Annotated in this window: 17 protein-coding genes and 1 riboswitch; of the genes, 3 read left to right on the top strand and 14 right to left on the bottom strand. The window is 58.1% G+C overall.

Going from position 1 to position 25,090, the window contains the following annotated elements; genetic code table 11:
• Positions 1 to 6: 6 nt before the first annotated feature.
• Positions 7 to 525 (bottom strand): KdsC family phosphatase, encoded by a 519-nt coding sequence (locus EC9_RS09130; RefSeq protein ID WP_145349068.1) that lies wholly within the window; start codon positions 523 to 525, stop codon positions 7 to 9.
• 12 nt (positions 526 to 537) lie between these two features.
• Positions 538 to 1,608 carry a KpsF/GutQ family sugar-phosphate isomerase gene (locus EC9_RS09125; protein WP_145344279.1) on the bottom strand — a complete coding sequence of 357 codons (1,071 nt, stop codon included), beginning with the start codon at positions 1,606 to 1,608 and terminating at the stop codon, positions 538 to 540.
• 296 nt (positions 1,609 to 1,904) lie between these two features.
• On the opposite strand from EC9_RS09125, the gene EC9_RS09120 reads away from it, so the two are divergent.
• Positions 1,905 to 2,912: a hypothetical protein gene (locus tag EC9_RS09120; protein WP_145344277.1), complete on the top strand. Its 1,008-nt coding sequence runs from the start codon at positions 1,905 to 1,907 to the stop codon at positions 2,910 to 2,912.
• Between the two features lie 119 nt (positions 2,913 to 3,031).
• The gene (locus EC9_RS09115; protein WP_145344275.1) at positions 3,032 to 3,721 is read left to right on the top strand and encodes a 3-keto-disaccharide hydrolase; all 690 of its coding nucleotides are present in this window, start codon (positions 3,032 to 3,034) and stop codon (positions 3,719 to 3,721) included.
• A 23-nt stretch (positions 3,722 to 3,744) separates the two neighbouring features.
• On the opposite strand, the gene EC9_RS09110 is transcribed toward EC9_RS09115, so the two are convergent.
• The 9 genes from EC9_RS09110 to EC9_RS09070 all read right to left on the bottom strand — a co-directional run bounded on the left by EC9_RS09110 (position 3,745) and on the right by EC9_RS09070 (position 15,948).
• A complete protein-coding gene (locus EC9_RS09110; protein WP_145344273.1) occupies positions 3,745 to 4,587 on the bottom strand; it encodes a DUF4465 domain-containing protein in 843 nt (280 codons plus the stop codon).
• A gap of 97 nt (positions 4,588 to 4,684) precedes the next feature.
• A complete protein-coding gene (locus EC9_RS09105; RefSeq protein ID WP_145344271.1) occupies positions 4,685 to 5,644 on the bottom strand; it encodes a DUF1559 family PulG-like putative transporter in 960 nt (319 codons plus the stop codon).
• Positions 5,645 to 5,909: 265 nt separating this feature from the next.
• A riboswitch (cobalamin riboswitch) is annotated at positions 5,910 to 6,137 on the bottom strand.
• Positions 6,138 to 6,226: 89 nt separating this feature from the next.
• Entirely contained in the window at positions 6,227 to 7,120 is an 894-nt protein-coding gene (locus tag EC9_RS09100; RefSeq protein WP_145344269.1) for a UbiA family prenyltransferase, read from the bottom strand.
• Positions 7,121 to 7,141: 21 nt separating this feature from the next.
• The gene (locus EC9_RS09095; protein ID WP_145344267.1) at positions 7,142 to 8,278 is read right to left on the bottom strand and encodes a glycosyltransferase; all 1,137 of its coding nucleotides are present in this window, start codon (positions 8,276 to 8,278) and stop codon (positions 7,142 to 7,144) included.
• The gene (locus tag EC9_RS09090) at positions 8,275 to 9,084 is read right to left on the bottom strand and encodes a lysophospholipid acyltransferase family protein (RefSeq protein WP_145344265.1); all 810 of its coding nucleotides are present in this window, start codon (positions 9,082 to 9,084) and stop codon (positions 8,275 to 8,277) included. Before EC9_RS09090 ends, EC9_RS09095 begins: the two co-directional genes overlap by 4 nt.
• A gap of 74 nt (positions 9,085 to 9,158) precedes the next feature.
• Complete coding sequence (locus tag EC9_RS09085) at positions 9,159 to 11,483, bottom strand: S9 family peptidase (protein WP_145344263.1); 2,325 nt, start codon at positions 11,481 to 11,483, stop codon at positions 9,159 to 9,161.
• Between the two features lie 23 nt (positions 11,484 to 11,506).
• Positions 11,507 to 13,207, bottom strand: a complete 1,701-nt coding sequence (locus tag EC9_RS09080; protein WP_145344262.1) for a DUF4070 domain-containing protein — start codon at positions 13,205 to 13,207, stop codon at positions 11,507 to 11,509.
• Between the two features lie 79 nt (positions 13,208 to 13,286).
• Positions 13,287 to 15,008: an ATP-binding cassette domain-containing protein gene (locus EC9_RS09075; RefSeq protein ID WP_218934691.1), complete on the bottom strand. Its 1,722-nt coding sequence runs from the start codon at positions 15,006 to 15,008 to the stop codon at positions 13,287 to 13,289.
• A gap of 541 nt (positions 15,009 to 15,549) precedes the next feature.
• Positions 15,550 to 15,948: a hypothetical protein gene (locus tag EC9_RS09070; RefSeq protein WP_145344258.1), complete on the bottom strand. Its 399-nt coding sequence runs from the start codon at positions 15,946 to 15,948 to the stop codon at positions 15,550 to 15,552.
• Between the two features lie 545 nt (positions 15,949 to 16,493).
• Here EC9_RS09070 and EC9_RS09065 point away from each other — a divergent pair.
• Positions 16,494 to 19,421 (top strand): coiled-coil domain-containing protein, encoded by a 2,928-nt coding sequence (locus EC9_RS09065; protein ID WP_145344256.1) that lies wholly within the window; start codon positions 16,494 to 16,496, stop codon positions 19,419 to 19,421.
• 113 nt (positions 19,422 to 19,534) lie between these two features.
• Here EC9_RS09065 and EC9_RS09060 read toward each other — a convergent pair whose 3' ends face one another.
• The 3 genes from EC9_RS09060 to EC9_RS09050 form a co-directional block, all read right to left on the bottom strand.
• Positions 19,535 to 20,983, bottom strand: coding sequence for a sulfatase (locus tag EC9_RS09060; protein WP_246106129.1), 1,449 nt, complete (start codon positions 20,981 to 20,983; stop codon positions 19,535 to 19,537).
• 225 nt (positions 20,984 to 21,208) lie between these two features.
• Positions 21,209 to 22,180 (bottom strand): mechanosensitive ion channel family protein, encoded by a 972-nt coding sequence (locus EC9_RS09055; protein WP_145344254.1) that lies wholly within the window; start codon positions 22,178 to 22,180, stop codon positions 21,209 to 21,211.
• A 587-nt stretch (positions 22,181 to 22,767) separates the two neighbouring features.
• Positions 22,768 to 24,879 carry a sulfatase family protein gene (locus EC9_RS09050; protein WP_145344252.1) on the bottom strand — a complete coding sequence of 704 codons (2,112 nt, stop codon included), beginning with the start codon at positions 24,877 to 24,879 and terminating at the stop codon, positions 22,768 to 22,770.
• Positions 24,880 to 25,090 lie beyond the last annotated feature (211 nt).

Raw genomic sequence — 25,090 nt, 5'->3', positions numbered from 1 at the left:
CCGATCCTAACGCTGAACGACCAGCGAATCCCATTTTGATTTAGCGTGCAGCAAGCGTTCGATCATTTCGCGGACGGCGCCCGTTCCGCCGGGCAGCTTAGTGATCCACGTCGCCGCCTTGCGAACATCGCTGGCCGCGTCGGACACACAAACCGGTAAAGCGACACGTGTCATGACCGCCAGATCGGGCAGGTCGTCGCCAATGTAAGCCGTCTGTTCGGGGCCACATCCCGCCTCTTGCATCAGTTCGACGGCGGCGTCCCACTTCTGTTGGCAGCCTTGCCGCAGGAAGGTGATCCCCAGTTCCTCGGCGCGACGCGTAACGATCTCGCTGTTCCGCGCGGTGATGATCCCAAACGAGAACCCCGCTCGCTGCCACAGCTTGATCCCCAAGCCATCGCGGACATGGAAGGCTTTCGTTTCGAAGCCCGCCGCGTCGTAGATGATCTGCCCATTGGTCAACACGCCGTCGACATCCGACAGGATCAACTTAATGGGAGCTGCGATTTCGCTATCCGATTTCATACTCAATGTTGTTCAAACCTGGGGACGCATGGGCAGGATCTGAGGCGGATTGGGTTCGTCGTTGGGCAACAAACTGACGATGTCGGTGATGTCGATCAGACCAACGGGTCGTTGATTTGCATCGGTGACTGGAAGTTCGCTGATCCTTCGCTGGGCGAGGATTTGAATCGCATCGGCGAGCAACGAACCGCTGCGGACGCGCGTCACCTGGCTCGACATCACTTCGACGATCGGCCCGTCCAACGCTCGCTCGCGACGGCGTTCCAATAGACGAGCCAAATCGCTGTCGGTAAAGATTCCCGACAGGCGTCCCTCTTGATCGGTCAGCATCACCGCGCCGGATCGTCTTCCCGATTTGCTGTTCATCACCAACACGTCGCGGACCGAAGTGCTGTCCGATGCGATCCGGCATTGCCCAACCGGTCGCATCACGTCGTCGACGGAAGAGAGTTTTTGTCCGAGGCTGCCGCCGGGATGGTAGCGAGCGAAATCGCTGGAGGTGAATCCGCGGAGTTCGCTGGTCAACAGAGCCAAGGCATCGCAGACCGCCAGCATCGCCGTGGTGCTTGTCGATGGGGCCAGTCCCAGCGTGCAGACCTCCTGCGTCGAACCGATCTCGATCACGAGGTCGACGCCTTGCCCGAGAGGACTGCTGGCCGAGGCGGTGATCGCGATCAACGACTGAGATTGAGCGGCCAAGGCGGGCAGCAGGCGGACGACCTCTTCGGTCTTTCCGCTGTGCGAAAGCACTACGACCACGTCGTCAGTTTGGACCTTGCCCAAGTCGCCGTGAACCGCTTCAGCCGAATGCAGGAAGTGCGAACGGGTGCCGGTGCTCGACAGGGTCGCCGATAGTTTTTGGCCGATGATTCCCGCTTTGCCGATCCCCGAGATGATCACCGAACCTTTGCAGGCGAGTAATTGATTTGCAGCGGTGACAATCCGTTGGTCGATTTCCGCAGCCAATCGGGTCAAGTGTTGTCCCTCGACGCGGATCACATTGCGGGCAAACCGCAACTGTTCGATCGGCGTCGCGGCGGCCAGCGAATCGTTCGCAGGCTTGGGGATCGGTTGGGCACTCATGGATCATCCTTGATCGGAGTCGAATGGTCTTAACGTTTGTCTATCGACATACGAAGCGGAGTCTATTCATTTGATCCGTTCGCCACAACGCGAACCGAGCATAAATAATGCTTGCAATTCCAGCCGGAACCAGAAGTACGTTGAACGCTAGCGTTGCAGGCGAGAGGCGGAAGATTGAGAACAATTGCATGCATTGCAATCGCCGGCGAAGAACCAAATCACTTACAATCGATAGCGGCGGCAGTCGGTTCCGGTTTGTCGACAAATGAATATCCGATTGCTTCGACGAGAAAACGATGCCCGCAGAAGAAACGCCCGCTGACAATTCACCTCAACCAACGCTCCCCAGCGACGATCGGGCGGAATTAGGGACGGTCGATCGACAACGCAGCGCCGAACGATTTGTGTTGTTGCTAGCAACGCTTGGGCCGGCCAGTTTGGCCGCTCTCAGCTTTGGCGGCCAACTGGTCAACGAATACACAATCCAGAACGTGTGGATTGGCCTGTTGAGCTATTTTTTGAGCGGCATACAGTTCTTCTACTATCTGATCGTGCCGATTTGGATAGCGTGGCGGTATCCGGTGCTGGGGCGGCAAGGTTGGTCGGTCATCGCATATCTGCTGCTGGGCTTGATCGCATGTGAAGTCCCGACGCTGCTTCGGCTGTATAACGTCCGCGATTTTTTGGAGTTTCCATTTTCGCAAGTTGCGGCGCTGCAGGTCGGATGGGACCTGATGCGGTTCATCGTGGTGATCGGCGGCTTTGTCTTGATTCGGCGGATCACAGGTTATTGTCTTGTCGACGTGGGGTTCGACAAATCCCCTGCGAAACGGCCGATCACGATCGCCGAACTTTTCGGTTGGATCGGCTTGGTCGCCGTCGTGATGGCAATCGCTCGACCACTCAACCAGGTCTATCAATCGCTGCAACTGGGAACGAGCGCGGCGGTCGCGCCAACGCTATTGAGCGTTCTTCTGATGGTCGTCAGCAGCGCGGCGATACTCTGGGGGACGATTCTGTTCTTGGTTTGGATGCGGGAGCGTCGCATTTGGATCCGCTTGCTGCTGGGCGTTTGCGTCTATTTAGTCCTCACTATCGCCAGTCTTTTGCTTAACCAACTCTATTCCAACAATCCGTTCCCCATTCCAACGTGGGCCCAACTTTTGCCCCGATTAGTACTGGCGGTTGTGCACGTTGTGGGGTGCATGTTGAGCCTCTGGGTTCTGCGAAAGATGGGGCTGCGATTTGTGCGTCTGTCGCCTCGCGGGGATCGCAGCGACGAAGCGATCGCCGAGGCAACTTGATAGTTTGAATCGACGCTCCCCTCCAAGCGTTGCCCGGGCGACTACAATAATCAGAGCACCCCCACGAGCGTGCGCGGCACGCTCCATATTTTATCAACTCTTAGAGAAACACGATTCGCATGCAAGCAACGACCAATATCGCAGCCCTGCTACTCTCGGCATTCCTGATCTCCGGCGCGGCGATCGGACAGGATGACGATCAATGGACCGACCTCTTTAACGGCGAAGACACGACGGGCTGGAGCAACCCGTACGAATGGGGCGAGATCAACGTCGTCGACGGCGAGATCCATCTGACTGCTTCAAAGAAGTTTTTCCTGGTCACCGACAAGAAATACGACGACTTCGTCTTCGAGGGCGAAGTGATGATCCCCGAGGGGCAAGCGAATTCGGGCTTCATGTTCCGCTGTCACTCGGAAAAGAACAAAGTCTACGGTTACCAAGCCGAATGCGACGGATCGGATCGCCGCTGGTCCGGCGGTCTGTATGACGAGAGCCGCCGCGGTTGGATCTGGCCGAGCATCAAGGGCCGCACCAAAGAAGCGAAGTTCCTGGAGCATGCCGAAGAATCGCAAGCCTACTTCAAGAAGCCCGAAGTCGCGGGAGCGCTTGATCGCAACGGCTGGAACAAATACCGGATCACTTGCCAAGGCGACTCGCTGAAGATTGAAGTCAACGGCGTCGTCACGACCGAGATCGAGGACGACACCGATGCGAGTGGATTCATCGCGATCCAACATCATGGCGAAAAAGGACAGACCTACCGCTTCCGCAATCTGCGGATCAAGGAACTGAAGCCGCAGAGCTAGCCGGCGGATCGCCCCCGCTGGGATCAGCTGGTTTGAATTTTCTGCTGGCGTTTGTTGCGACGTCGCTTGGCGATTCCGCCGGCGACGAGTGCAACCGACAGCATCGCCATGCTGCTCGGCTCGGGAACCGCTGCGGTCACGGCAAGATTGTCGATCGCGACGTAAGCGGGCGTGTTGAGTCCGTAAGGACCGACGTCGCTGCCGTCCAACGTGATCCCAATCGAACGCGCGTCGCCCAGTCCCGTCAGATCGACGGTCTGCCAGTCCTCGACGATGTAGTCCAACGCGTCGTCGGCAAATCGGAAATCACTCAAGTAGAACTCGACGCTTCCGGTACTCGTCCCACCGACATCGGCTTGTTCAAAGCCGGTGAAGGTGACGCGGAACCAATCGGGATCGCTTCCGGTATCTCCGCCAAAATTCTTGCCAAAACCGCCTTCACCGTCGCCATCACGCATCGAGATTCCGGCATAGGTCGAATTGGCAACGGCGATCGATTTCGCTTGCAGATTAGCCGACAGGTTGAAGTAAGCGGCGTTTGGGGAAAAGCCGGTTCCGATCACATAGTTGCCATTTCCACTGACATCGGTCCCCGGATAAGCCGCAAACTGATTGGTGTAGCCCGCGGTGGTTGTGTTGTTGACGTTGGAATAACTCCACCCCGGTCCCCATTGGTTTGTCCCGAAGGTAGCGCCGCCGGAAGACCAGCTGCCGGTAGCGGCTCCAAAACCGTAGCCGTTCAAATAGCTACCGTCGGCGGTGGCGTCGGTGTATCCCGACAGTTCATTAAAATCGATCACCATGTCGGCAAGCGAAGGTGCCGCCGCGGCGAGCGAGATCATCAAAGCAAGCAGTTGAATTTTCATCGTTGTGGTTTCATCAGAGGTGTGGGAGTTCAGTGGTCGATGGGGGCGTGGGCTGCGTCGCAAGTCGGCAGCCAAGCGTGCAATCGACGGGTTAAAATCAGTAGACGCTGGAGTCGACAACTTCGCCCTTGCCGCGCGTGATCAGTTTTCCAAGCAGCTGTTTGTCGATCGTTTCGGCCATCAAGATCGTTCGGCCATCGGCAAACAGCACCGTCGCCCCGCCGCTGTGCAGACTGCGGATCTCGTTGTCGCCGATCCAGGCGTCGGGATCGTTGATCCCGTAAGCTTGCACAAAGACGTTGCGGCCATTGATCCATTCGCTGTCCGGGCCGCCGACGTCTTCGGCGACAGCAAGCGTTTGAGTTAAGCCATCGCGAATGTCGCGAAACCGCACCGACCGCTCGTACAGGAAGATGCCGTCTTCGGGATCGGTGTCGACGATCCGTTCGCCGTAGATGCCGCCGTAGTCGGTCCTGCCTCGCGTCACAGGCTGCTCGATCGCCGAGGGGCATTCGTAGACGCTCAGCCGCGTCGACGCGGCGGGCAGATTTTCGGCGGCGTCGTACGGCAGCGACCAATCGATTTGGGCGTGGACGTTTTGTTGTTCCAAGAAGGGCAACAGCATCGCCGACCAGGCGAATTGCCGCTGCGTTGCCGGTGCGCCCCAAGACCGCCACTCGATACATCCGGTGGGCAGCGTTTGATGCACATCGTGGTAGTTGTGCAGAGCGATTCCCTGCTGATGTAAGTTGTTCTTGCAGCTCATCTTGCGAGCGGCTTCGCGAGCCGCTTGGACGGCAGGCAACAGCAGCGCCACCAAGATCCCGATGATCGCGATCACGACCAGCAATTCGATCAAGGTGAATCCGGCAGCTTGGAGCTTGGGCAGCCGCAATTTGGCCAGCCGAACGATTTCCAGTTGTTCTGTCGATGAGACGGCTGTCCAACCGCCGATTTCATTTTTTGTGCGGCCACATCCGCTGCAAATCCCTTGGCGATCCAACCGGCACAGCTTGGTGCACGGCGATGTGATCTGTGGTTCCCTAACGCGTGGCATCTCTGTCCCGATCCCTTCGCTGCGGCGTCGTAACACGCTTCGCCGCGAGACCTCGGCGCGCAGCTTCCTTGTCTTCTGAGAACCGATTTCGATTTTCAGAAAGAGTGAGGGCGCAGCGACGAAGGGGGCAAAACGTGTCGACAAACGATGAAGTAAATCAATGCGTCATGCCGACACCATGCAGAGCAAACGGCAAACACGCCGCGTTTCACTAGCTATTGGGGGCTGAACACATTGCAACGACCGCCTCAATCCAAGAAGGCACTCAATCGTCTTGCGCGTGGTAGGTCTTCTGACTCACTGCCTTTCGAATACTCACAGCCTTCTCGCCTGGAATTCCAAGCAATGGCACTTCGGTAGAAGGAGCATCGAATCGAGTGCGTTGGCACTCGAAGCAGTTCACAGCGGCTGGACCGTCCCGGTTTTTCACCGGAGTTCCCTGTTCGCTCGCGATGCAGAAGCACCGCAAGTCACCACGAACGAGTCACATGATAGTACCGCGATTCCTCGCGTCAACCGCCACTTTTGGCTGAAACTGTGACGAAGAGGATGTCAGGAAATTGTTGCTCGCGTCGCGTTGACTCAATCGACTAGGAAGACGCCGTAGCGCCAGACGAAGTGCATGGTGGCGATCACGATTAGGTTCCAGGCGATGAAAAAGAACTTGGTGAATAGGGGCGGGTATTGCTTGGGGCCGGCGATCGCATCGAGGCTGAAGAAGAGCGCGCCGGCGAACATGAATCCAGCGACGATCGGCGAATGGAAGTAGGTCCACGAGATCGCTACCTCGATCAGCATGATCCCGACTAACAACCACTTCGACGGGACCGCTCCGATTGTGATTGCTGTGTTGTGACGCTGGGCGATGCGGTCCTCTTCGATATCCATTAACTGCCCAAACAGATGACTCTGCATCGCAAACAATGCGCTGAAGACCATTGTGGCGGCATTCAACTGAGGGACGCCGCACAGCCAACTGCCCAACAGAAAGATCAATAGGTAACCGATCTGATTCAACAGATCCAAGACCGGCAGGCGTTTGAAACCGAACGTGTTGTAGGTTGCGTTGGTCATTAGCACCGCGGCGAACCAGAGCAGCATCCACGAGCCGCCGATGATGACAAACGCGATCACAAAGGGAACCTGCACCGCGGCGATGATCCATGGCAGCCGCTGCCGCATCGACGCGTCGGGACGCCCGCCAAACAGCCAGCTGTCCTTTCGCGGATTGCAGAGATCGCTGACGTAGTCGCCCAGGTCGTTCCAACCATACAACAGCAACCCCAGCGGAAAGCTGACGTAAAAGCAGCCAAGCCAAAACGGAATCGATCCGAGCATGTCGCGCCCCGCAAAGGGGAGCAGATAGAACCAGACATGTGTCGGCCAAAATCCGGGTCGCGCGATTTTGATGATTTCCAACATGTCTTGGGTTCGCTTGCGGTAATACGGTCTCGACGACAATCTACCAACCGTCATCGCCGCACGAAAACAACGGAGCTAAGATTCGATTCGGCCGCGCCAGGCGACTCGGCGACCGCGGATGTGTCGCCACAAAGCGATCCATTGCAGCACCGCAAACAGCACCAACGCAAAGGGATGCAACCACGCCGATGCCAGCGGTTGGCGAAACCGACGGACCGAAGCGACCCGCGACAGCGTTGCGACACAAAAAGCAAAGGCCCCGATCGCACAGGCAATCCACTTGCCCGCGACCGCAAACACGATCAAGGCGATCGCCGCAGCAAGCGGTGCTAAGCAGAAGAGCGTCACGGGGACGATCAACGCTGGCCGGGCGAGCGCTTCGTCGGCGTTTTTCATCACGCCATCGATCACCTCCGACCCGCTGCGGTACATCCGTACGCTCGCCAGGTCGGTCCCATCGATCACGTCGGTCATCAACTCCGCCTGCCGATAAGCTCTCGGCAATTTGATCCCATCGTGCCGCGAAGCAGCGATCGCGGCGTGGCCCCCCGCCAATTCATACGCATGGCGGTCGGTCATAAACATCTGCCCACATCCGGCGGCGTAAGCGGGATCGGTTGTGCGTTGCATTCGCCAGATCGGCAGGAATCCCAACAGGACAAAATGCATAAGTGGAACGATCGCCGTTTCGATCCAACCGACGGTTTCTTGGTGCGGGAAGCTGCTCAAAAGTGCCAGCGGTTGCGGGCTCTCTGCGCGGCGATCCAGGTTGTGCGAAAGTCTAGCGATCGCATCGGGGGCGACTTGGACATCGGCATCTAAAAACAGCCATCGGTCGTGGCGAGCCAGCTTCGATAACTGCCAACAGGCAAACTGCTTACCGTTCCAATCGCGTGGCAACGTCCCGCTGCGGCAGATCCGCACCCGCGAGTCTCGCTCGGCGAACTCCGCGACAATCGCTGCGGTCGCGTCTTGGGAATCGTCGTCCAGGACAACGACTTCCAGATCGACGCCATCGCTGGCCAACAGATATTCCAAGGTCGCCGCGATCCCGGCCGCTTCGTTCCGCGCCGGGATCAGCACGCTGACGGGCGAGGGGCGATCGTCGACGTTGGTCGGAAGGCGTCGGAAACAGCAGAGATTCCAAGCGATCATCGCCGCGGGAATTCCGGTCAACAGTAGACAAAGACTAGCCAATGCGATCGCGATCACTGCAGTTTTCCGCCATGAGAAGCTTGGTACCGCGTGCCGCTGAATAGCGAGCGGACTCGCCGCGCCAGGTCGTAGACCGCTCCGCTGCCACGGCCGCCGCGAAGCGAGATCTCCAGGGCTTCGGTATCGCGAGCGATCGCCACGCGGGCGAGCTGATCTTGCGTCCCTCGCAACCGCTCGGCCAACATGCTGCCCCAGTCCGACTTCTTCAAGTCGCGGTGTGCGGCGACGTCGATCGGGTCGCCGAGAGCCAACAGCATTTCGGGAAGTCGTTCTTCCCAAAACGGGTACTCGATCGCCAACGGGACGATCGCGCAGCGTTCGAGTCGGCTGCACAGATGAGCCAGGCCTGGCATCAGTTCGGCAGAGCGATCGCGCGGGTCGCAGAAGCGGCCTTCGGGTGTCAACCAGAGCGAAGTGGCGGGGCGATCCAAGATCGCACGACTGCAGCGAAGAAAGTTTGCGGCTCCCGTGGCGGTCCCCATTTCTAACGGGTAAAAGCCCAAGCGAGCGAGGATCTGGTAACGCTGCAGCGCCGCCGCATCGATGGGAGCGAAGAAGTCGCGATCGGGAAAGCAGGTCTCGCAGACAAGGTGTGCGGCCAACGGATCCCACCATCCGGGATGGTTCCCGTAAACGATCAACGGTTGATCGGCCGCGATGCCACGAGCTTGGGCCAGTCCCTCGCGCAGCAGCGCCACCGCGTGGAACTGCTTACGAATCATCCGCCGGCTGTAGCGACGAAAGCCGCGCAACAGGAATGGGCTGATCTCGGGAACCGGTTGGTTTGTGGGCGTCTCGCTCATGCGGAGCCCAGATTAGGTCGGCCGCCTTCAAAAAACAAGGCGAGCGTCGACGTCGGTTGAAACTCCATCGAGCGTTATCGTCCGCCCGCGGGAAGTTTGTCGTTGAGGTACCGCGTCATCAACGCCCGCAAATGCCGCGTCGTATTTTTTCCTTCGGAGATGCTGTGCGAACGGTTCGGGTAGGCCCACATGTCGAACGGCTTGTTGTGCCGAATCAATTCGTTGATCAACATCTCGCTGGTCGCATAGTGACAGTTGTCGTCGCCGGTGCCATGGATCAACAACAGATTGCCCTCCAGTTTCTGGGCGTGTGTGATCGGCGAACCCTCTTGATATCCGTCGACGTTGTCGCTGGGTAATCCCATGTACCGCTCTTGATAGATCGTGTCGTAGTAGCGGTGGTTGGGAACCGGCGCGATCGCGATCGCTGTCTTGTAGAGGTCGGGGAATTTGAAGATCGCGCACAGCGACATCGAACCACCACCGCTCCAACCCCAGATGCCAACGCGATCGGGATCGATATCCTTGCGCTCCTTCAAAATCTGACGGACCGCGGCGGCTTGGTCCTCCGGCGCGTTGATGCCGATCTTGCGATAGATGCTCTTTCGCCAATCGCGTCCCCGCGGCTGAGGCGTGCCGCGATTGTCGATGCTGATCACGACATATCCTTGCTGTGCCAGCATTTGATGCCACAAGAAACTCGATCCGCCCCAGCGGTCGCGGACCGTCGTCCCCGCCGGTTCGCCATAGACGTAGAGCAACAGCGGATACTTTTTTCGCGGCTTGTGGTTGGGCGGATTGATGCACCACGCATCCAGTTCGACTCCGTCGCCGATCGGCACGCGGAACAGCTCCGCCTTGGGCAGTTTCCGTTTCGCCAGCTTCTTCCGCAGCGCATCGTTCGCCTCCAGCATTTCGATCCGCTTGTGATCGGGCAACGAAATCAGGTCGGTCTGCGGCGGCGTGTTGATTGTCGAATAGGTGTGGAAAGCGAACTGGCGATCGGCCGACAGCTGGTAGCTATGCGTCCCCGGTTGGTCGTCTGGAGTCAGCCGCTGCCACTGGTTACCGGTCAGCGACGCGGTGTACAAATACCGCTGCGTGGCGTTCTCCGGCGAGGCGATCACATAAGCGAGGCCCTGCGTCTCGTCGATCCCCAGCAACTCGATCGCATCGATTCCTTCGGGCGTGATCGGCGTCAATGTTTGCCCGTCGCGAGAGCCCAGGTAGACGCGGCGCCAGCCGTCCCGTTCACTGATCCAAGTGAAACGCGTGTCGTCGTCGAGCCAGAACATCTCGTCGTGCACATCGACCCACGCGGCGTCGGTTTCGGTAAGTACCGTTCGCATGCGATTCGAATCCACATTCCAAACGATCACTCGGTTTTCGTTTTGCAGCCGGCTAAATTCTTGCAATATCAGATCGTCGGGCGATGCGGTGTCGGCAGCGGGAGGTGCCATGCGGTCGACCGGTTCCGAATCGCCGGGACGTTCGCGACGCGGCGCCCACATGATCCGAGCGATATAGTGCTCGCGCGGATCTCCCAATTCGATCCACTTCGTTTCGGTGGTTTTGACATCCACAACGCCGACCCGGCAAGCGGAGTTCTGTTGGCCTGTTTTCGGATAGGGGAAGGTGATCGTTTCAGGATACATCTGCCGCGTGTTGTTGATCATCGTCATCGTCGGCACGCCGGTGGTATCAAATTGCCAATACGCGATCCGCGATCCATCGGGGCTCCAACGAAACCCGTCGCGAATCCCCAGCTCCTCTTCGTTGACCCAGTCGGCTGTCCCGTTGATGATCTTGTCCGACGCTGTCTCCGTCAGCGGGCGGATCTCGCCCGACAGCAGATCTTCGATGTAGATATTTCGCTCGTGCACCCAAGCGACACTCTGACCGTCGGGAGAGAATTTGGCAAACATCAGCGTCGATTCGGGGCGGTCGCCGCCTAGCTTCTTCAACGTTCGAGCCGATCGGTCCAACACCCAATAGTCGCCGCGAGTGTGGCGTCGCCAGACGCGCTTGGTGTTGGTGAAGATCAGCACGCGCGATTGGTCTGCGGAAAAAGAGAACGAAGCGACGGCCAACGGCTTCGTCTGTCCGGCGGGAATCAGGCTTCCGGCAGGGACCAAGACATCGCGCTGCTTGTCGCTGGCATCGATCGCGACGATCCCCTTTTCGGACGAACCGTCAGATGTCGGCAGCCACTTGGTGTAGCGATGCCCTTCGGGAAGCCAGACGCCTGAAAACGAACGAGCTGAAAACTCGCTCGAACCATAGATCTGGTCGACGCTCAGCAAAGTCGGCTTGGCTGCGTCGGGCGACTTGGCCGATGCCACTGCGACGTGGAGACAAAGAGCAGCAAGCAGTCCTAGGTGGGCAAAACGTGAAGTCATAGGTCTCGGTCGCGGTGGGGGAGTCAACGTGAGTGGGATCGCGCCGCGTGCGGCGGACATTCAGCGGCGGATGCGGTTTGCGGCGGATCGTTCCTCAAAACCGGCAGCGTAGCCTGCTGCTCTATTGTAGCTTCGCGACGGGTGCGCATCGACTTTCCAATCGTCGAAACAAAGGTGTCGGGATGTTCGATCATCTGTTGGGTCATTTTGTGTTGATGGTAATGCATCGCACACTTGGTGACGTAATAAAAACAGACCGAAGGAGTGGTGAAACGATGCCTGACGAGGTTCAAGATCCGCTGGCGATAGATTTTGCGGAGGCCCCGATCGGGAGTGCCACGCATCAATTTCCAGAACAAGACGCCAAAGCCGACTGTATAAAACGCTGCGTGTCGCAGCCGCAGCAGGGGCCGTTTTCGGAAAGCTTCGGTTTCGAAAGCTCTCAGCCGGAATCGGTCTTGGATGTACAGTTGGTCCAAGCGATCGAAGTAGACGTCGGGCGTATACGCATCGAACATCGTCTTCATGTATCCGGCGCGGAGCGTTTCTCGCGACATCTGTTTTGGGATTACGTTGGTCCCAAAAGGTTGGTCGTCGTTCAGGTCCAACCGGCCCTCTTGCCTCAGTCTTGCATGCAGTGGCGTCTTGGGAATCGCGTGCAACAGCCCGACCATCGCCAGCGCGATCCGCGACTCTTTCAAGAACTTCGTCTGCATCGCAAAGATGTCGGGCTTGTCGTTGTCGAATCCGACGATCAGCCCGCACCAGACCTCGATCCCGAAGTCTTGAATCTGGTGAATCTTTTCCAACAGCGTGCCGCCACGCTCGCGGACGTTTTGAAACTTCTTCGTCTCCTTCAGCGATTCCTCGTTGGGGCTTTCGATTCCGATAAAGACAGCTTGGATGTTGCAGCGGGCCATCAATTCCATCAGCTCTTCGTCTTCACACAGATCCAACGAAGCTTCGGTCATAAAAGCCAGCGGGTATCCGTTTCGCTCCTGCCACTGGGCGACCTCTTCCAGCACCGGTTTGATACCACGCTTATTCCCGATCAGATTGTCGTCGACGATAAACGCAATCCGCATCCCTTCGCTGCGCAGGCACTCTAGTTCGTTAATGATCTGCGAGGCGAGTTTGATCCGCGGCTTGCGACCAAAGGTGACGATGATGTCGCAGAATTCGCATTGGAACGGACAGCCGCGGGAGAACTGCAGGCTGCCAAACATGTAGTGTTTGTTTTTCAGCAGATCGTGCCGCGGGGTGGGGACCGTTGTCATATCGGTCCGATCGGTTTGTTCGTAGCGTTTCTGATGGTCTCCCGTTTTCCAATCTTCGAGAAACTTGGGCCATGTCGTTTCCGCTTCGCCGATAAAAATCACATCGGGACGGTCGTCGAAGTATTCCTCTTCGACGGTCACCCAGGGACCGCCCAAGGCGACAAAGACGCCGCGGTCTTTTAATTCGTGGATGATCTCGTCCATGCGGAACCGCTGGACGCTCATCCCCGTGACGCCGACGATATCGAATTGGGCGAGTCGATCGAAGTCGAGCGGCTCGACATTTTCATCGATCAGCGTGACGTCGTGCTCTTCGGGCGTCAGCGCCGCCAGCAGCGGCAGACTGGCGACCGGCATGTTCGCTCGCGTCCCCATGATCGCTTGAGCGTGTTCCATTCCCCAATACGAAACTTCAAACAGCGGATTGACGATCGCAATCGTAGCCATCTCGATTCCCCCCCGACACGAGTTTGAACAACACACAAACTATTGTAGGGGAAGCGACTGGCGACCGGATCGGAATTCGCTATTTTAAATCGCGGTACGGGTTGAACAGTTGATAGTTCAAGTGACGGTACAAGTCGCTGCTGGTGAGCAGTTCCTCGTGTCGCCCCTCGCCGGCGATCTGTCCATTGCTCAGTAGGACCACGCGTTCGGCAGCTCGCAGCGTTCGCAGGCGATGCGGGAGGATCACGACCAGCGTTCCCGTTTTGACGAGTTCTTGCAGCGCATCGAGGCAGGGATCTTCGGGCAGATCGGTCTGGCTGGCGGAGAGTTCTTCCACGATCACCACCGCTGGCTTGGCCAACAGTGCCCGAGCGACGGCGACTTGATAGCGGCCGCTAGCTTCCAGCCGCGAGTCGCCCGGCGAAATCTCTGCTGAAAAGCCCTCTTCGAGTTGTTGGATCCTATCGTAGATACCAACCTTCCGAGTCACATCGGCTAGGTCAGCCGTGGTCACTCCGTCGGTATTGGCTCGCAAATTCTCTTCGATCGAACCTGTCCAGATCGGCCCGTCGCTGCCAACCCAAACGACTTGTTTACCCAGGGCGCTGGGATGGATGTCGGCGATCGCCATCCCGTCGAGTGTCGCTTTGCCTGAGGCGGGGCGGCCAAATCCGAGCAGCAGTTCGACGATCGCGCGGAGCGCGGCGACGTCGGATCCCATCAAGGCGACCAAGCTGCCTGGTTCCAGTCGCAGCGAGATGTCGTTGGCCAGGACTTGTTGTTGGCCGTCGTGCAGCGTGACGTGCGAGAGTTCGATCGCGTCGTTGAGGCCTCCGATTCCGAGCCGCTCGCTGGCGCCGGCTCGCGTCGGTTGATCGAGAAACGAAAAGACCGTTGCTGCGGAATCGGCGGCGACTTGCATCAAGTGCTGCGTCTTGGCGAGGCTGGCGGCTGCCATGCCAGCGCCAAACAGGCTGAGTGCCAAAACGATCGCTGCGGGCAAGGTGAGTCCCGAAGTCGGGTCGAGCAGGTTGACGCCGAGCGCGAAAAAGAGCAGACCGATCGCCAGCGTGGCGGCTAACAAAAGAACGGGAACGCGGCGGATCGTCGTCTTGTCGCGGACCGCTTGCAGATCCAGCAACTGTTGCAGTTGGGCGTTGTACAGAAGATTAAACTCTTCGCCGGTCTGCAGTCGTGCCAGCATCGGTCCCTCTTGAACCATCTCGACAAGTCGTTCGCGCGACCGCGGCAGTTCCCATTGGCTCCCCTCGGGCTCGTCCATGCCTTCGAGCCAGCGATAAAATTTCCAAACCAGCAACCAGCTGACGACTGCCAAAAGTGCCAACCAGATATCGACGAGTCCGGCCAACAGGATACAGCCGATCAGGATCACGACGCGGCGGGGCGTGGTGCGATACCAAGCGATCAGTCCGCAACGCAGTTCGGGCAGCGAGTTGAGGATCAAGTGTTCGGCACGACGTCGCTGGGCGGTGACTCCTTCGGTCGAAGCGTGTTCGATACAGCGGGTCAACGTATCGCGGTGCAGTTGCGCGACGACGCTGTCGGCGCGATGGAAGACGATCCGATAGAAGATCGATAACAGCAGCGCTTGGGTCAGCGCGATCGCGACGCCAACGCTGCCGATCAGGATCAACTGCTGCAGCGGTTCCATCTTCAACAGCCACTCGGGCAGCGGGACCGACAGATAGCGGCCCAACACGACGGGCGACGCATGCAACCCGCGATCCTGCAGCAGGACGGTCGCGATTCCGGCGACGATAAATCCCAGTGGAATCAGCAACCCCGAGATGATTGCACAAAGATTACCGATGAGGGTTGATGAGCCAGTGGGAACTTGACGTGCTCGCGAAAACGCACTCGATGGCATGTGGAAACCTGTGACAGTCAGCAACGGAAGAATTTGGATACAAGGTATCCGCAATAAGCGGTGGCTATTATAACCGCAAACCGCGTCTTGCGGTCATTCGCCTTTCACCGAAACTGGGGCATGCCCCGATTTCCCGCCTGGACGTCGAGCATCATCAATGGGGCAAACGCAAACCGAGGGGGTTGCGAGCGACGGAGCGATCCCAACGATCTCTCTCCGCGATGGCGAAATTTTCCCGAAGGGAAGTGCTTTGAGTCGGAGAGCATAGGGCGCGGGCCCATGCTGCAACCTTAGAACGCTCGAAGGATTGCATTAGACACAGACGTGACAACGCCGACTGATGCGTGCCCGTAGCAATCGAGATGCGGACCAATTCCCGCCACCAACGTTGCCTGAAACAACCGACTCTGACCGTCCGCCTGCCATCGGATCGGTCAGAGCGAAGAGCGGCCTATTAATGTCCGCGATGGCCGTGATGGCCATGTCGCCCGCTGTGTCCACGGTGACCGCTATGTCCATGGTGCCCACGGTGCAAATCGTAGTGCCCCGGTACGTAGTCGTAGTGATTCCCATGCGGCACTAAACTTGGGCCGTGGTAATCGTAGTGGGTGCGGTGCGGATGGTGCCCGCCATAGCCGCTGTGATAGGACCGGTGTTGATTGTACACCCGCACCGGTGAACCGTAGCCATAACCATACGAAGGTCGATAGCTGCGACTGTACCCACCATACCCGTAGCTGGGTGTCCCAAATTGGATGCTAAATCCACCCGCCTGTGCCTGCGGCATATCACCGACTGCGACCACCGCAAAACATAGACACGGAATCCCTAACCATCGAATTGCTCGTAACATCTTTCGTTACCTCCCTAGAACTTCAGTGCGGCGACCATCTGGCACACACTCCGCATGAACAATGCGGAAAGCGTACGACGGCCATTCCTGTCGCACTCATCTCTGCTGACTCGCGACTTCCCAAATGCAGGTCGTCTTCACGATGAGAGCAATAGAATGCAAGGAACGTGCCAAAAACTGCAGATCCTCGGATATCGAACAAGCCAATAGGATTTGTCGCTGCAAATCGCTGCTTCAACGGCATTTCCTGCCGAACGGCATAGTCTCTTCCCTCAATTCCTTGCGTCGTCATTTCGACGACACTGCGTATTGGATTGATATCACCTCATTGGAAATCCCGGCAAATCTGACTGGCAAGCTCAAGCTACCAAGCAAAGATTGCCGAAGCGTGATAACAGGCAAAACCGTTAAAGTCGAGCGCCGCGAATTGCCAAATGCTTGCAGTGGTGATTCGTCTACTATCGCAGCGGGCGATTTGATAGAAGCAGCGGACAAGCGGTACTGCTTTCCAAATATCACATCGGTGAACCCGATCGGAGTCATTCATGGTCATCTCAATCGTCCTCTTCATCCTGGTTGGCTTGGGCATCGGCCACTTGATTTGGTACCGAGATCGGTCCGAGGAAGAGGCGCGAATGCTGCACCTCGAGGCCCGTTACCGCAAGCTCCGCGCGATCACTCGGCAACGCAAGCGCCAACATGCCCAACAAGATCGCGACTGGAAGGAATCCCGAACGCAATGGGAAGCGATCCGCGATCAGAATAAAGAACTGACCCGAATCAAACGGGATCTGGAAATCAAAGCGAACGAAGCGATCGGTCAACAAGAACTGTTGAGCCAACAGGCCCAAGCGGCGGTTGACGACGCAGCGCGAGAAGCCGCTCAACGCGATCGATTGATGCAGGAATTGAACGACGCTAACCGCGCCAAAGCCAACGCTACGGCGGACGCAAAACGCTTGGACAGCGAACTGGAAAGTTTGCGGCTACAGTTGGATCAAACGCGCCACGAGCACGAGGTGCGGCAAAACGAACTGAACCAAAATGTCGACAAGCGTGAAACGCTGCAACGGTCGTTGGATCAAGCCCGCGAACAAGTCCTGAACTTGCAGAGCGACAATCAGCAGCTGGACGCTGAATTAGAACAGCTTCGCTTGCAACGCGAGCAATCGCTCGGTGAAATCGCAGCCCAACACGATCAAGAGATCGCGGCGTTCAAGCGTCAGTTGGCTGAACAAGAAAGCGAGCACAGCGGGGCGAAGAAAACGCACGCCCTTGAAATCGTCAAGCTGACCGAACAATTGACTGCCGATCATCAGCTGACGCTGACCGAGACGTCGCAGAAATTCAGCGAACAACTGCAAACCGTCCAAGCGGAACGCGATCAACAGAAGGCGTTGCGCGACAAAGAGGCCGAAGCTTTCCAACGGCAGCTCGCCGACCTGAAGTCGGAACTGGGCAATGCCCACACTGCCAAGCTTACGGATATCGCAGCGAAACATCGCGTCGAAATCGAATCGCTGCAAGCAAAACTGAAACAACAAGCGACGCACAACGAAAACAGCAACGCCGCATTCAACCAACAACTGGCGGAAACCAAGGACCAACTGACTCGCGAACACGAGGCGACGTTGGCCGAAGCGACGGGCAAGCATCAGCGCGAACTCGCATCGCTGCAGGACCAACTGAAGCAACAAGCGGCAGGTAGCGAAACCAAGGATCTCACGTACCAACAACAGTTGTCCGAACTGAAGTCGCAACTGACTCGCGATCACGAAGCGACGTTGGCCGAAGCGACAGCCAAGCATCAGCGCGAACTCGAATCGCTTCAGAACCAGTTGAAGCAGCACGCAGCGGATAGCGACAACAAGACGGCCACTTACGAACAACGACTGGCCGCACTGAAGACCGAGTGGTCGCAGACTCACGAAACCAAGCTGGCCGAAGCGGCAAACAAGCACCAGCAAGAATTGGCGCGTCTGAAGCAACAAATCGGAGATCAAGGCAAAACGGCATTGGCCGATGCAACCGCTGAATTCGAAAAGCAGATCGAGACCCTGGCGGGGGAATTGGCAGCGACAACCAGCCAGTCTCAGGCCAAGCACGATTCGGCGACCAACACGATCAAACGCTTGAGCGAACAGTGCCAGTCCTTACAAGACTTGGTCACGCAAGGCAAAACGAAGTCGGAACAATTGACCAACGAACTCGCCGCGAGGGATGAATCGTTGGCGAACCTGCAACAAGAAGTGGGCGATGTGCAATCGCAACGCGACGCGTTGCGGGCCGAATGTGCCGAACTGAAGACGAAGCAAGAACAACTGCAATCGCAACGCGAAGAATTGCAGCACCACTGCGACGATTTGCACAAGGAAGTCAAAGCGTCCGAGGAACTGCAGGAGACGATCGAACGGCAGGTCGTCCAGGTCAAGCAATTGGTTGCACAACGCGATGGGGCGATGGATCGTGCCAATGGGCTCGAAGAGACGCTGGCGGATGTCGATGCGAAACTGATCGCTAGCGAACAATCGCACGATCAACTGAAGCAGGACCTCGACGAAGTGAAGACCGAACGCGATGCCGTGTTGTCGAAACTGAACGGTCTTACCGATGCAAACAAGCAATTGAAGGCCCAGGTTGAAGCGACCGAGACCGAACTGAGCGAGGTCGCGGCCAAGGCGGCGATGCTTTCGGACCTGGAACGTCAACGCGACGAAGCGACACTCAAATTGCAGTCGGCCAACGACACCAACGCGAGCATGCAGAAGCAGCTCAACGAAACCGATCGCGAGCTGAAGCGACATGAAAAATTGGTCGCGGAACTGGAAACCAACCGCGATGCATTGACCGCAGACGCCGAATCGCTGCGGACCGATACCGAAACGCTGCGATCGCAGATCGCACAACTGACCAACGATCTCGCTGGGATGGAAAAGCTGCGACCACGTTTGGCGGAGATGACCAAAACGCTGGAACATGCGGAAGATCGCAATGCACAACTGCAAGCGACGGTCAAAGAACTGAAGTCGCAACAAAAAGAGATGGCAGGGCAGATCCAACAGATCGAACCGTTGCAGCAGCTGCAGACGCAGACGAAACAACAATTGACCCAGGCGGTTGAAGAGCACCTGGAAACGGCCAAGCTGTTGGAGCGGCAATCCAACCGTGTCCAAGAACTGCAGACCAAGGTCGCTGAGTTCTCACAATTGCATCCTCAGGTCCAATCGCTTCGCAAACAGTTGGAAGATACGACGGGCCATCTGCGCGATGTCACCGAAGACTACAACGCCAGCCTCGACGCAAACGCCGAAGCGGAACGCAGGATCATCGACTTGCAAACCCGGCTGAGCGAACGTGCTGAAACGATTCGCGAACTGCGTCGCAGCCGCGGGGCTATCGATATGGTGGAACAGGAAACGGCGGCGGAAACGCCCGACGTGCTCCCCTTCAAACCACGGGACAAAGCTGCGTAAGTGGTTCCCCGTCGGCGAGCGATTAAGAGTCAGCGGTTTATGTCCAACAGGACGTAAACCACTGCCTCGATCTCTCCACGGTCGCAGCTGCCGAGCAGGTTGCACCGCGACCGTCAAGGATTGGTGAGATTAGGAGCCCAGACGCCAGGTCGGACGCTGGGGATCTCGCCCGATCCAGGGAAGGTTTCCCCGATTGCCAGTTCGATCTTTTGCTTGAGGTCGGCGATCACGGCGGCCTGAGCCGAATCGTTAGCCAGATTCGTCAGCTCTTGAGGATCGCTGCGATGATCGTACAGCTCTTCCCCATTGGCCCCCTTGTCGCCCCACTGCGTATAACGCCAATCGGGCGTACGGATCGTGTAGCCAAAGACCGGCGGTTTGCCGCCACGTTTGACTTGGCTGATCGTCCATCCACGCCCCTTTGCCGACGGATCAGCTAGCATCGGTTGCAGGTCCTGACCTTGCAGGTTTTCCGGACTCGGAACATCGCACGCTTTGGTCAGCGTCGGATACAAATCGATCAGGCCAACGGGCGACTTGGCCACCGAACCCGGCTTGGCCACGCCGGGGCCCGCGATGATCAACGGCACGCGAGCACTCTCCTCGAACAGACTCATCTTCTGCCACAAGCCATGTTCGCCCATGTGGTAGCCATGGTCGCTTGTGAAGACGACGATCGTGTTGTCCGCTAGGCCCAGTTCGTCGAGCGAATCCAACAGCCGTCCGACTTGAGCATCCATGAACGAGATGCTGGCGTAGTAGGCCTGGATCGCTTGCCGTCGCAGGTCGTCGGTCAACAGCTCGTGATCCTTCTTGTGACTCCCTAGGCCCAGTTTCGGGATGTCCTTCTGGTCTTCTTCCCAACCTTGAACCAGGGGCATTTGATCCAACGGATAGGGCTCGAAGTACTTTTTGGGAGCCACGTAGGGCGTGTGCGGTCGGTAGAAACCAACAGCCAAAAAGAACGGGCGATCGCGTCGCTTGGCACATCGCTGCAGCACCCAATGAGCGTCGTCGGCCAACATCGCGTCGGTGTGATCTTCGTCAGGCCGTGACGATGCGAGCCAGCTGAGCGTGCCGCCGAAGCTCCCCTTCCGCAACGAGAAGATCTCCGGTTCCTCCTCCAGCCGATCGCAGCCGGCGGGATTCAGTTCCAGTTCCCACGATCCAGGATCATCGTGCCCGTTCGTACCAACGCTTTTGGGAACGTTGTAGTGATACAGTTTGCCGATCCGGCCGGCGAAGTAGCCATCCAACCGGAACGCTTGCGAGAGGCTGTGGTGTCGCGGGATCGTTTGCCGAAAGATCAGGCTGTTGGCATGGATCCCGGTGCTGTTGGGATACAGGCCGGTGAGCATCGAATTGCGGCTGGGACCACACAGCGGGTACTGGCAGTAGGCGCGGTCGAACCGGACACCGCGAGCGGCCAGTCGATCGATGTTCGGCGATTTAACGATCGGATGCCCGTAGCAACCGAGCGAATTGTTGAGGTCATCGGAGACGATGAACAGGACGTTCGGGCGGGTGTCGTCCGCGTCGGCTCGCATTGCCTGGGCCACCACCAGGCCGGCGATCGCCAAGAACAGAAACCGCCCACGCGGCAGCACAGAAAAATGGGGTAGGAGCACGGGGGAGACCTTTCGACCAATAGGGAGTGTTTTTGACTGCCCTATTCAAGTCGATCGCGCCGCGTGGTGCAAGCATTTGCCGTCGCGCAAACCAGCCGACGGGGGATGCATCCGCCCGCATCGGTCGATGCGGGCGGGTAAAGTGCGGTTGCGTGGCTGTTACTGGCGCAGACGCGGCTTGATCTTGCCGTCGCCAGTGCCTTCCGTATCGGCCGAGCCACCCGTCAAATTGACATCCAGTTGCGGGAACGGAATCCCGATACCCGCTTCGTCCAGGCCGTTCTTGACAGCTCGAGTCAACGATTCCTTGACGCCCCAGTAGTCTTCGGCGCGCGTCCAGAAGCGGACGGTCCAAGCGACCGCACTGTCTCCCAAGTCGCCCAGGACGATCTGGTAGCCACGCCCTTCGCCGGTGAGCATCTTGTCGTTGAGCGATTCGGCGGCTTTGGAAAGCGTCTCGCGGGTCAGATCCAGGCTGGCCGAATATTCGGTGCCGACCGCCACGTCGACGCGTCGCTCTTTATGGAACGAGATGTTCTCGATCGTGCCGCCGGCGATCTGGCTGTTGGGAACGATGATCCGACGGTTGTCGGGCGTGTCAAAGGTCGTCGTAAAGAGATCGATCTCGTTGACCTTGGCAACGATCCCAGCTGCCGAGATCACGTCGCCGACTTTAAAGGGACGGAAGACCAGCAACAGGATACCGGAGGCGAAATTGCCAAGCGTCCCTTGGAAGGCTAGCCCAACTGCAAAACCAGCGGCACCCAAAACCGCTGCGAAACTGGTGACATTGATGCCAACCGATCCGGCAACCCCCAACAACACGCAGATCATGATCGAGTAGAAGACGACCTTGGAGACAAAGCGGCCTAGCGTTTCGTCGACACGGCGGCGGACCGGCGTGCCGGCGATCCGCGAGACAAATTTGGCGACAAAATAGGCGACGATAACCCCCAAGACGACCAACACGGCCTTGGGCAGATAGACCATCGACATCTCGATCAGCCCCGAGAAATCGCCTTGCATCGCATTGCTGAACGCGTTGGTGGCTTCTTCCTTGAGCACATCCAGATTTTCGCTAACTCCATTGGCCGCGGCTTCTCCCGCGTTTGCTGGCTCTTCGTTTTGCATCGCTAAATCCCTTGTATTGGCATTCCACAGTAGGTCGCGTCGCGCACTCGGACGATGGAAGAGAATGATAAAGTCTCTGAAGCTTCTGCGCCCGCGACAAAAATAGAATCGTATTCATATCAGAAACCTAGTCGGCTATTCCAGGGCAGGCACTCACGAACGACCGCCATCGATTCGGCAGCCGTCTATCACAATCAGCAAAACCGACTCCCGGGCCGGCAAGATACAAAGCATAGGCAAACCAGAACAACTAACACGAGGGGCGAAGCTCCGGTCCATTGCTTTGACCAGGTCAAGCGGAGCGTCGGCCCAGGAATAGCGTCCGCCGATCGAAACCTTGCTGAAGCCACGGTAGCAGCGGCCTCATAAGGCCTGCGGCACATACAGTAGGTTTTGATAGAACCGCATGAAAAACGAGCCCCGGCCAGGGGGCGACACACAACAAACCTACAGTGGTTGTGGAGGGTACAGCAAGAAACCGTGTCGGCCTACGGGCTTGTATTAAGAGGATGCTTCCTACCGGTGGTTTACACCACCGGCAGAGAATGTGTCGGCATCCGGCCTGATGTGCAGCAAAGCTGCTTAGCTCAACCTGCAGCATTCAACTTCTGAAGCTGCTGGTCTGTGAGAGTTGGCGGTTGGGGCGGGTAGAATTTTTGGTAGTAGGCGGGGAAGCGGTAGTAGGCCAATTGTTGATCGTACCAACGGGTAAGCACATCGTGCAGGACCGACGCAATCACGGGGTGTTCGCCCGCCACGTCGGTCGATTCCTGCGGGTCGGTTTCCAAATCGAACAGTTGAATAGAATGACGCTGGCGATCGATCACCAGCTTCCATCGGCCGGCCCACTGAACTGCATCGCCGAGAGCGGCGCCGCTGTTGACGTGATGAAAGATCAGCCGCTGCGACAAGGGCGTTCGCTGATCCGACAACAGATCGCTACCTTGCAAATTGGGATGCGTCGGCCAATCGAGCAGCCCCATCACGGTTGGCAACACGTCGACATGTTCCAGCGGATAATCGTCGGTCGCCGGTGCGATGAGGTTAGGAGCGTGGATCACCGTGGCCACATGCAGCGCCGGTTCGACCGGCTCGCGGGCGTGCCCCACCGATCCGTTTTCGTGGAACGCTTCCCCGTTTTCACCCAACACGACCAAGATCGTATCGTTCAAAACGCCTTGCTCGCGGAGATGTTCCACCAACCGGCCAAGCTCCTTGTCGCAGTTGTGGATCGCATTGTAATAGGCGTTGCGAACCAGCGGCGTCTTCTCCGGCGGATGGTACATAAACGTCACGTCGCGATCCATCCGCGCCGGCTGAAACGGCTCCTCCGTCCCCGGCGGCAACTCATACGGAAAGTGCGAACTCTGCAGATTCATGCTGATGAAATAGGGTGTCTGACTGGCAAGCTGCTGGTCGATCCATTGCAGCGTGCGGTCCATCGTTTGGTTGTCGTACAGACTGCCAGCGTGGAACGCTCCCACCGCTCGCTCCAACGCAAACCCGGGATCGCGAGCCGATGTGTAGGTCGTCAGGTTGCTGCGAGCCGAATCGAAGAACAGGTCCAACGAAGGGACGTTCAGGAATTGATCCATCCCGCCCCACGATTCGTTCTGGCTGGACATGATCGCTGTCGCGTAGCCCGCTTGTTTGAACAGATCGAAAGCCAACGTCTTCGGCCACGGATCGTCGCTGCGATAATAATGATGCCGCTGAGTCCGCAGCGGATAGAGGGACGAAACGATGCAGACGTCCGCATAATCGCTGTGCGTCGATTGCGCGTAGGCTCGATTCCAAGTGAGTCCTTCGGCCGCCAGGCGAGTCAGATTGGGAGCGACCAGTTTGCCCTGGTGCCGCAAGCCGACAACGTCCGATCGCAGCGATTCGATAGCAACGAAGATCACCGATGGCCGCGCGGTGTTCGGCGGTACGGTCCAGGATGCTTCGAGAGCGATCAACGATTCCGGATCGATCTTCGCCTGGATCGGTTCATGAGCCAACAGGTCGTAGCTGGAAGAGGCGAGCGTGACCAGCGGATGCAAGCGGCTGCGCACCGATTCGATCCGTGACGCCGATCGCTGGGCACTGAGATCGCCAGCGATTGGCATCCAAATCCCCATCAGCACGATTCCGGCAAGGACCCAGCTGGCGCGAAGATCGCGCGGCGAGCGGTCGCGAGACAGCTGCGGCGTATTCCGCAACAACCAGCAAAAAGCCCAGATCACCGCCGGAGCGGCGATACTTGCCAAGACGATCGATCGCCGCTCGCCCGAACCCATGTGATCCCAAGTCGAGAGAAGCGGGTTGGCGACGAGAAACAGCAGCGTATCCAAAGTGGCGAAGCGACCGATTTGAGCGTTCAGCCCCCAGCTGCCAATGCTGATCGCAACGACCATCGCCAGAGTGCAACCGACGGCCACGCGGAACAGTCGGGCGGCGAGCAATCCGCCACGCTGCTGAATCCAGTCGGCGGCCCGCGCCAGTCCGTAGATCGCCCAAGCGATCGTGATCCACAGCCAAGCCATCATCGCGATGGTGAATTGCGCCAGCGGCGAGCCTTCGGCCAAGATGCCGCTCGCGTTGGTGATCTGCAGGGCGAGATCGATTCCAAATCCGAGGGAGCAGAGCGCCGCGAGGATTCGCGTCGGGAAGACCGTATCGACGGCATACGCCAGTCCGCGAAGCAGTTTCCGTTTCATCGTTCGTCTCAATTGGGTTTTCAAATGTTCGGCGGAAAGTCGTGGGTAGGCACGTCCGGCCCCTTCGTTTAACCGCGTGCCCAGCGGGCCGCGCGTTTACGTTGGGCTAGTGCTTCGCCGCGCGGGGCGTTGCCCACGCGGTTAAACAACGCGTCCCTCCCCCTTCGTTTAACCGCGTGCCCAGCGGGCCGCGCGTTTACGTTGGGCTAGT

This window comes from Rosistilla ulvae, assembly GCF_007741475.1.
GTDB classification, from domain to species: domain Bacteria; phylum Planctomycetota; class Planctomycetia; order Pirellulales; family Pirellulaceae; genus Rosistilla; species Rosistilla ulvae.
The sequence above is the reverse complement of the archived record's forward strand: the minus strand, read 5'-3'. Positions and strand labels throughout refer to the sequence as shown.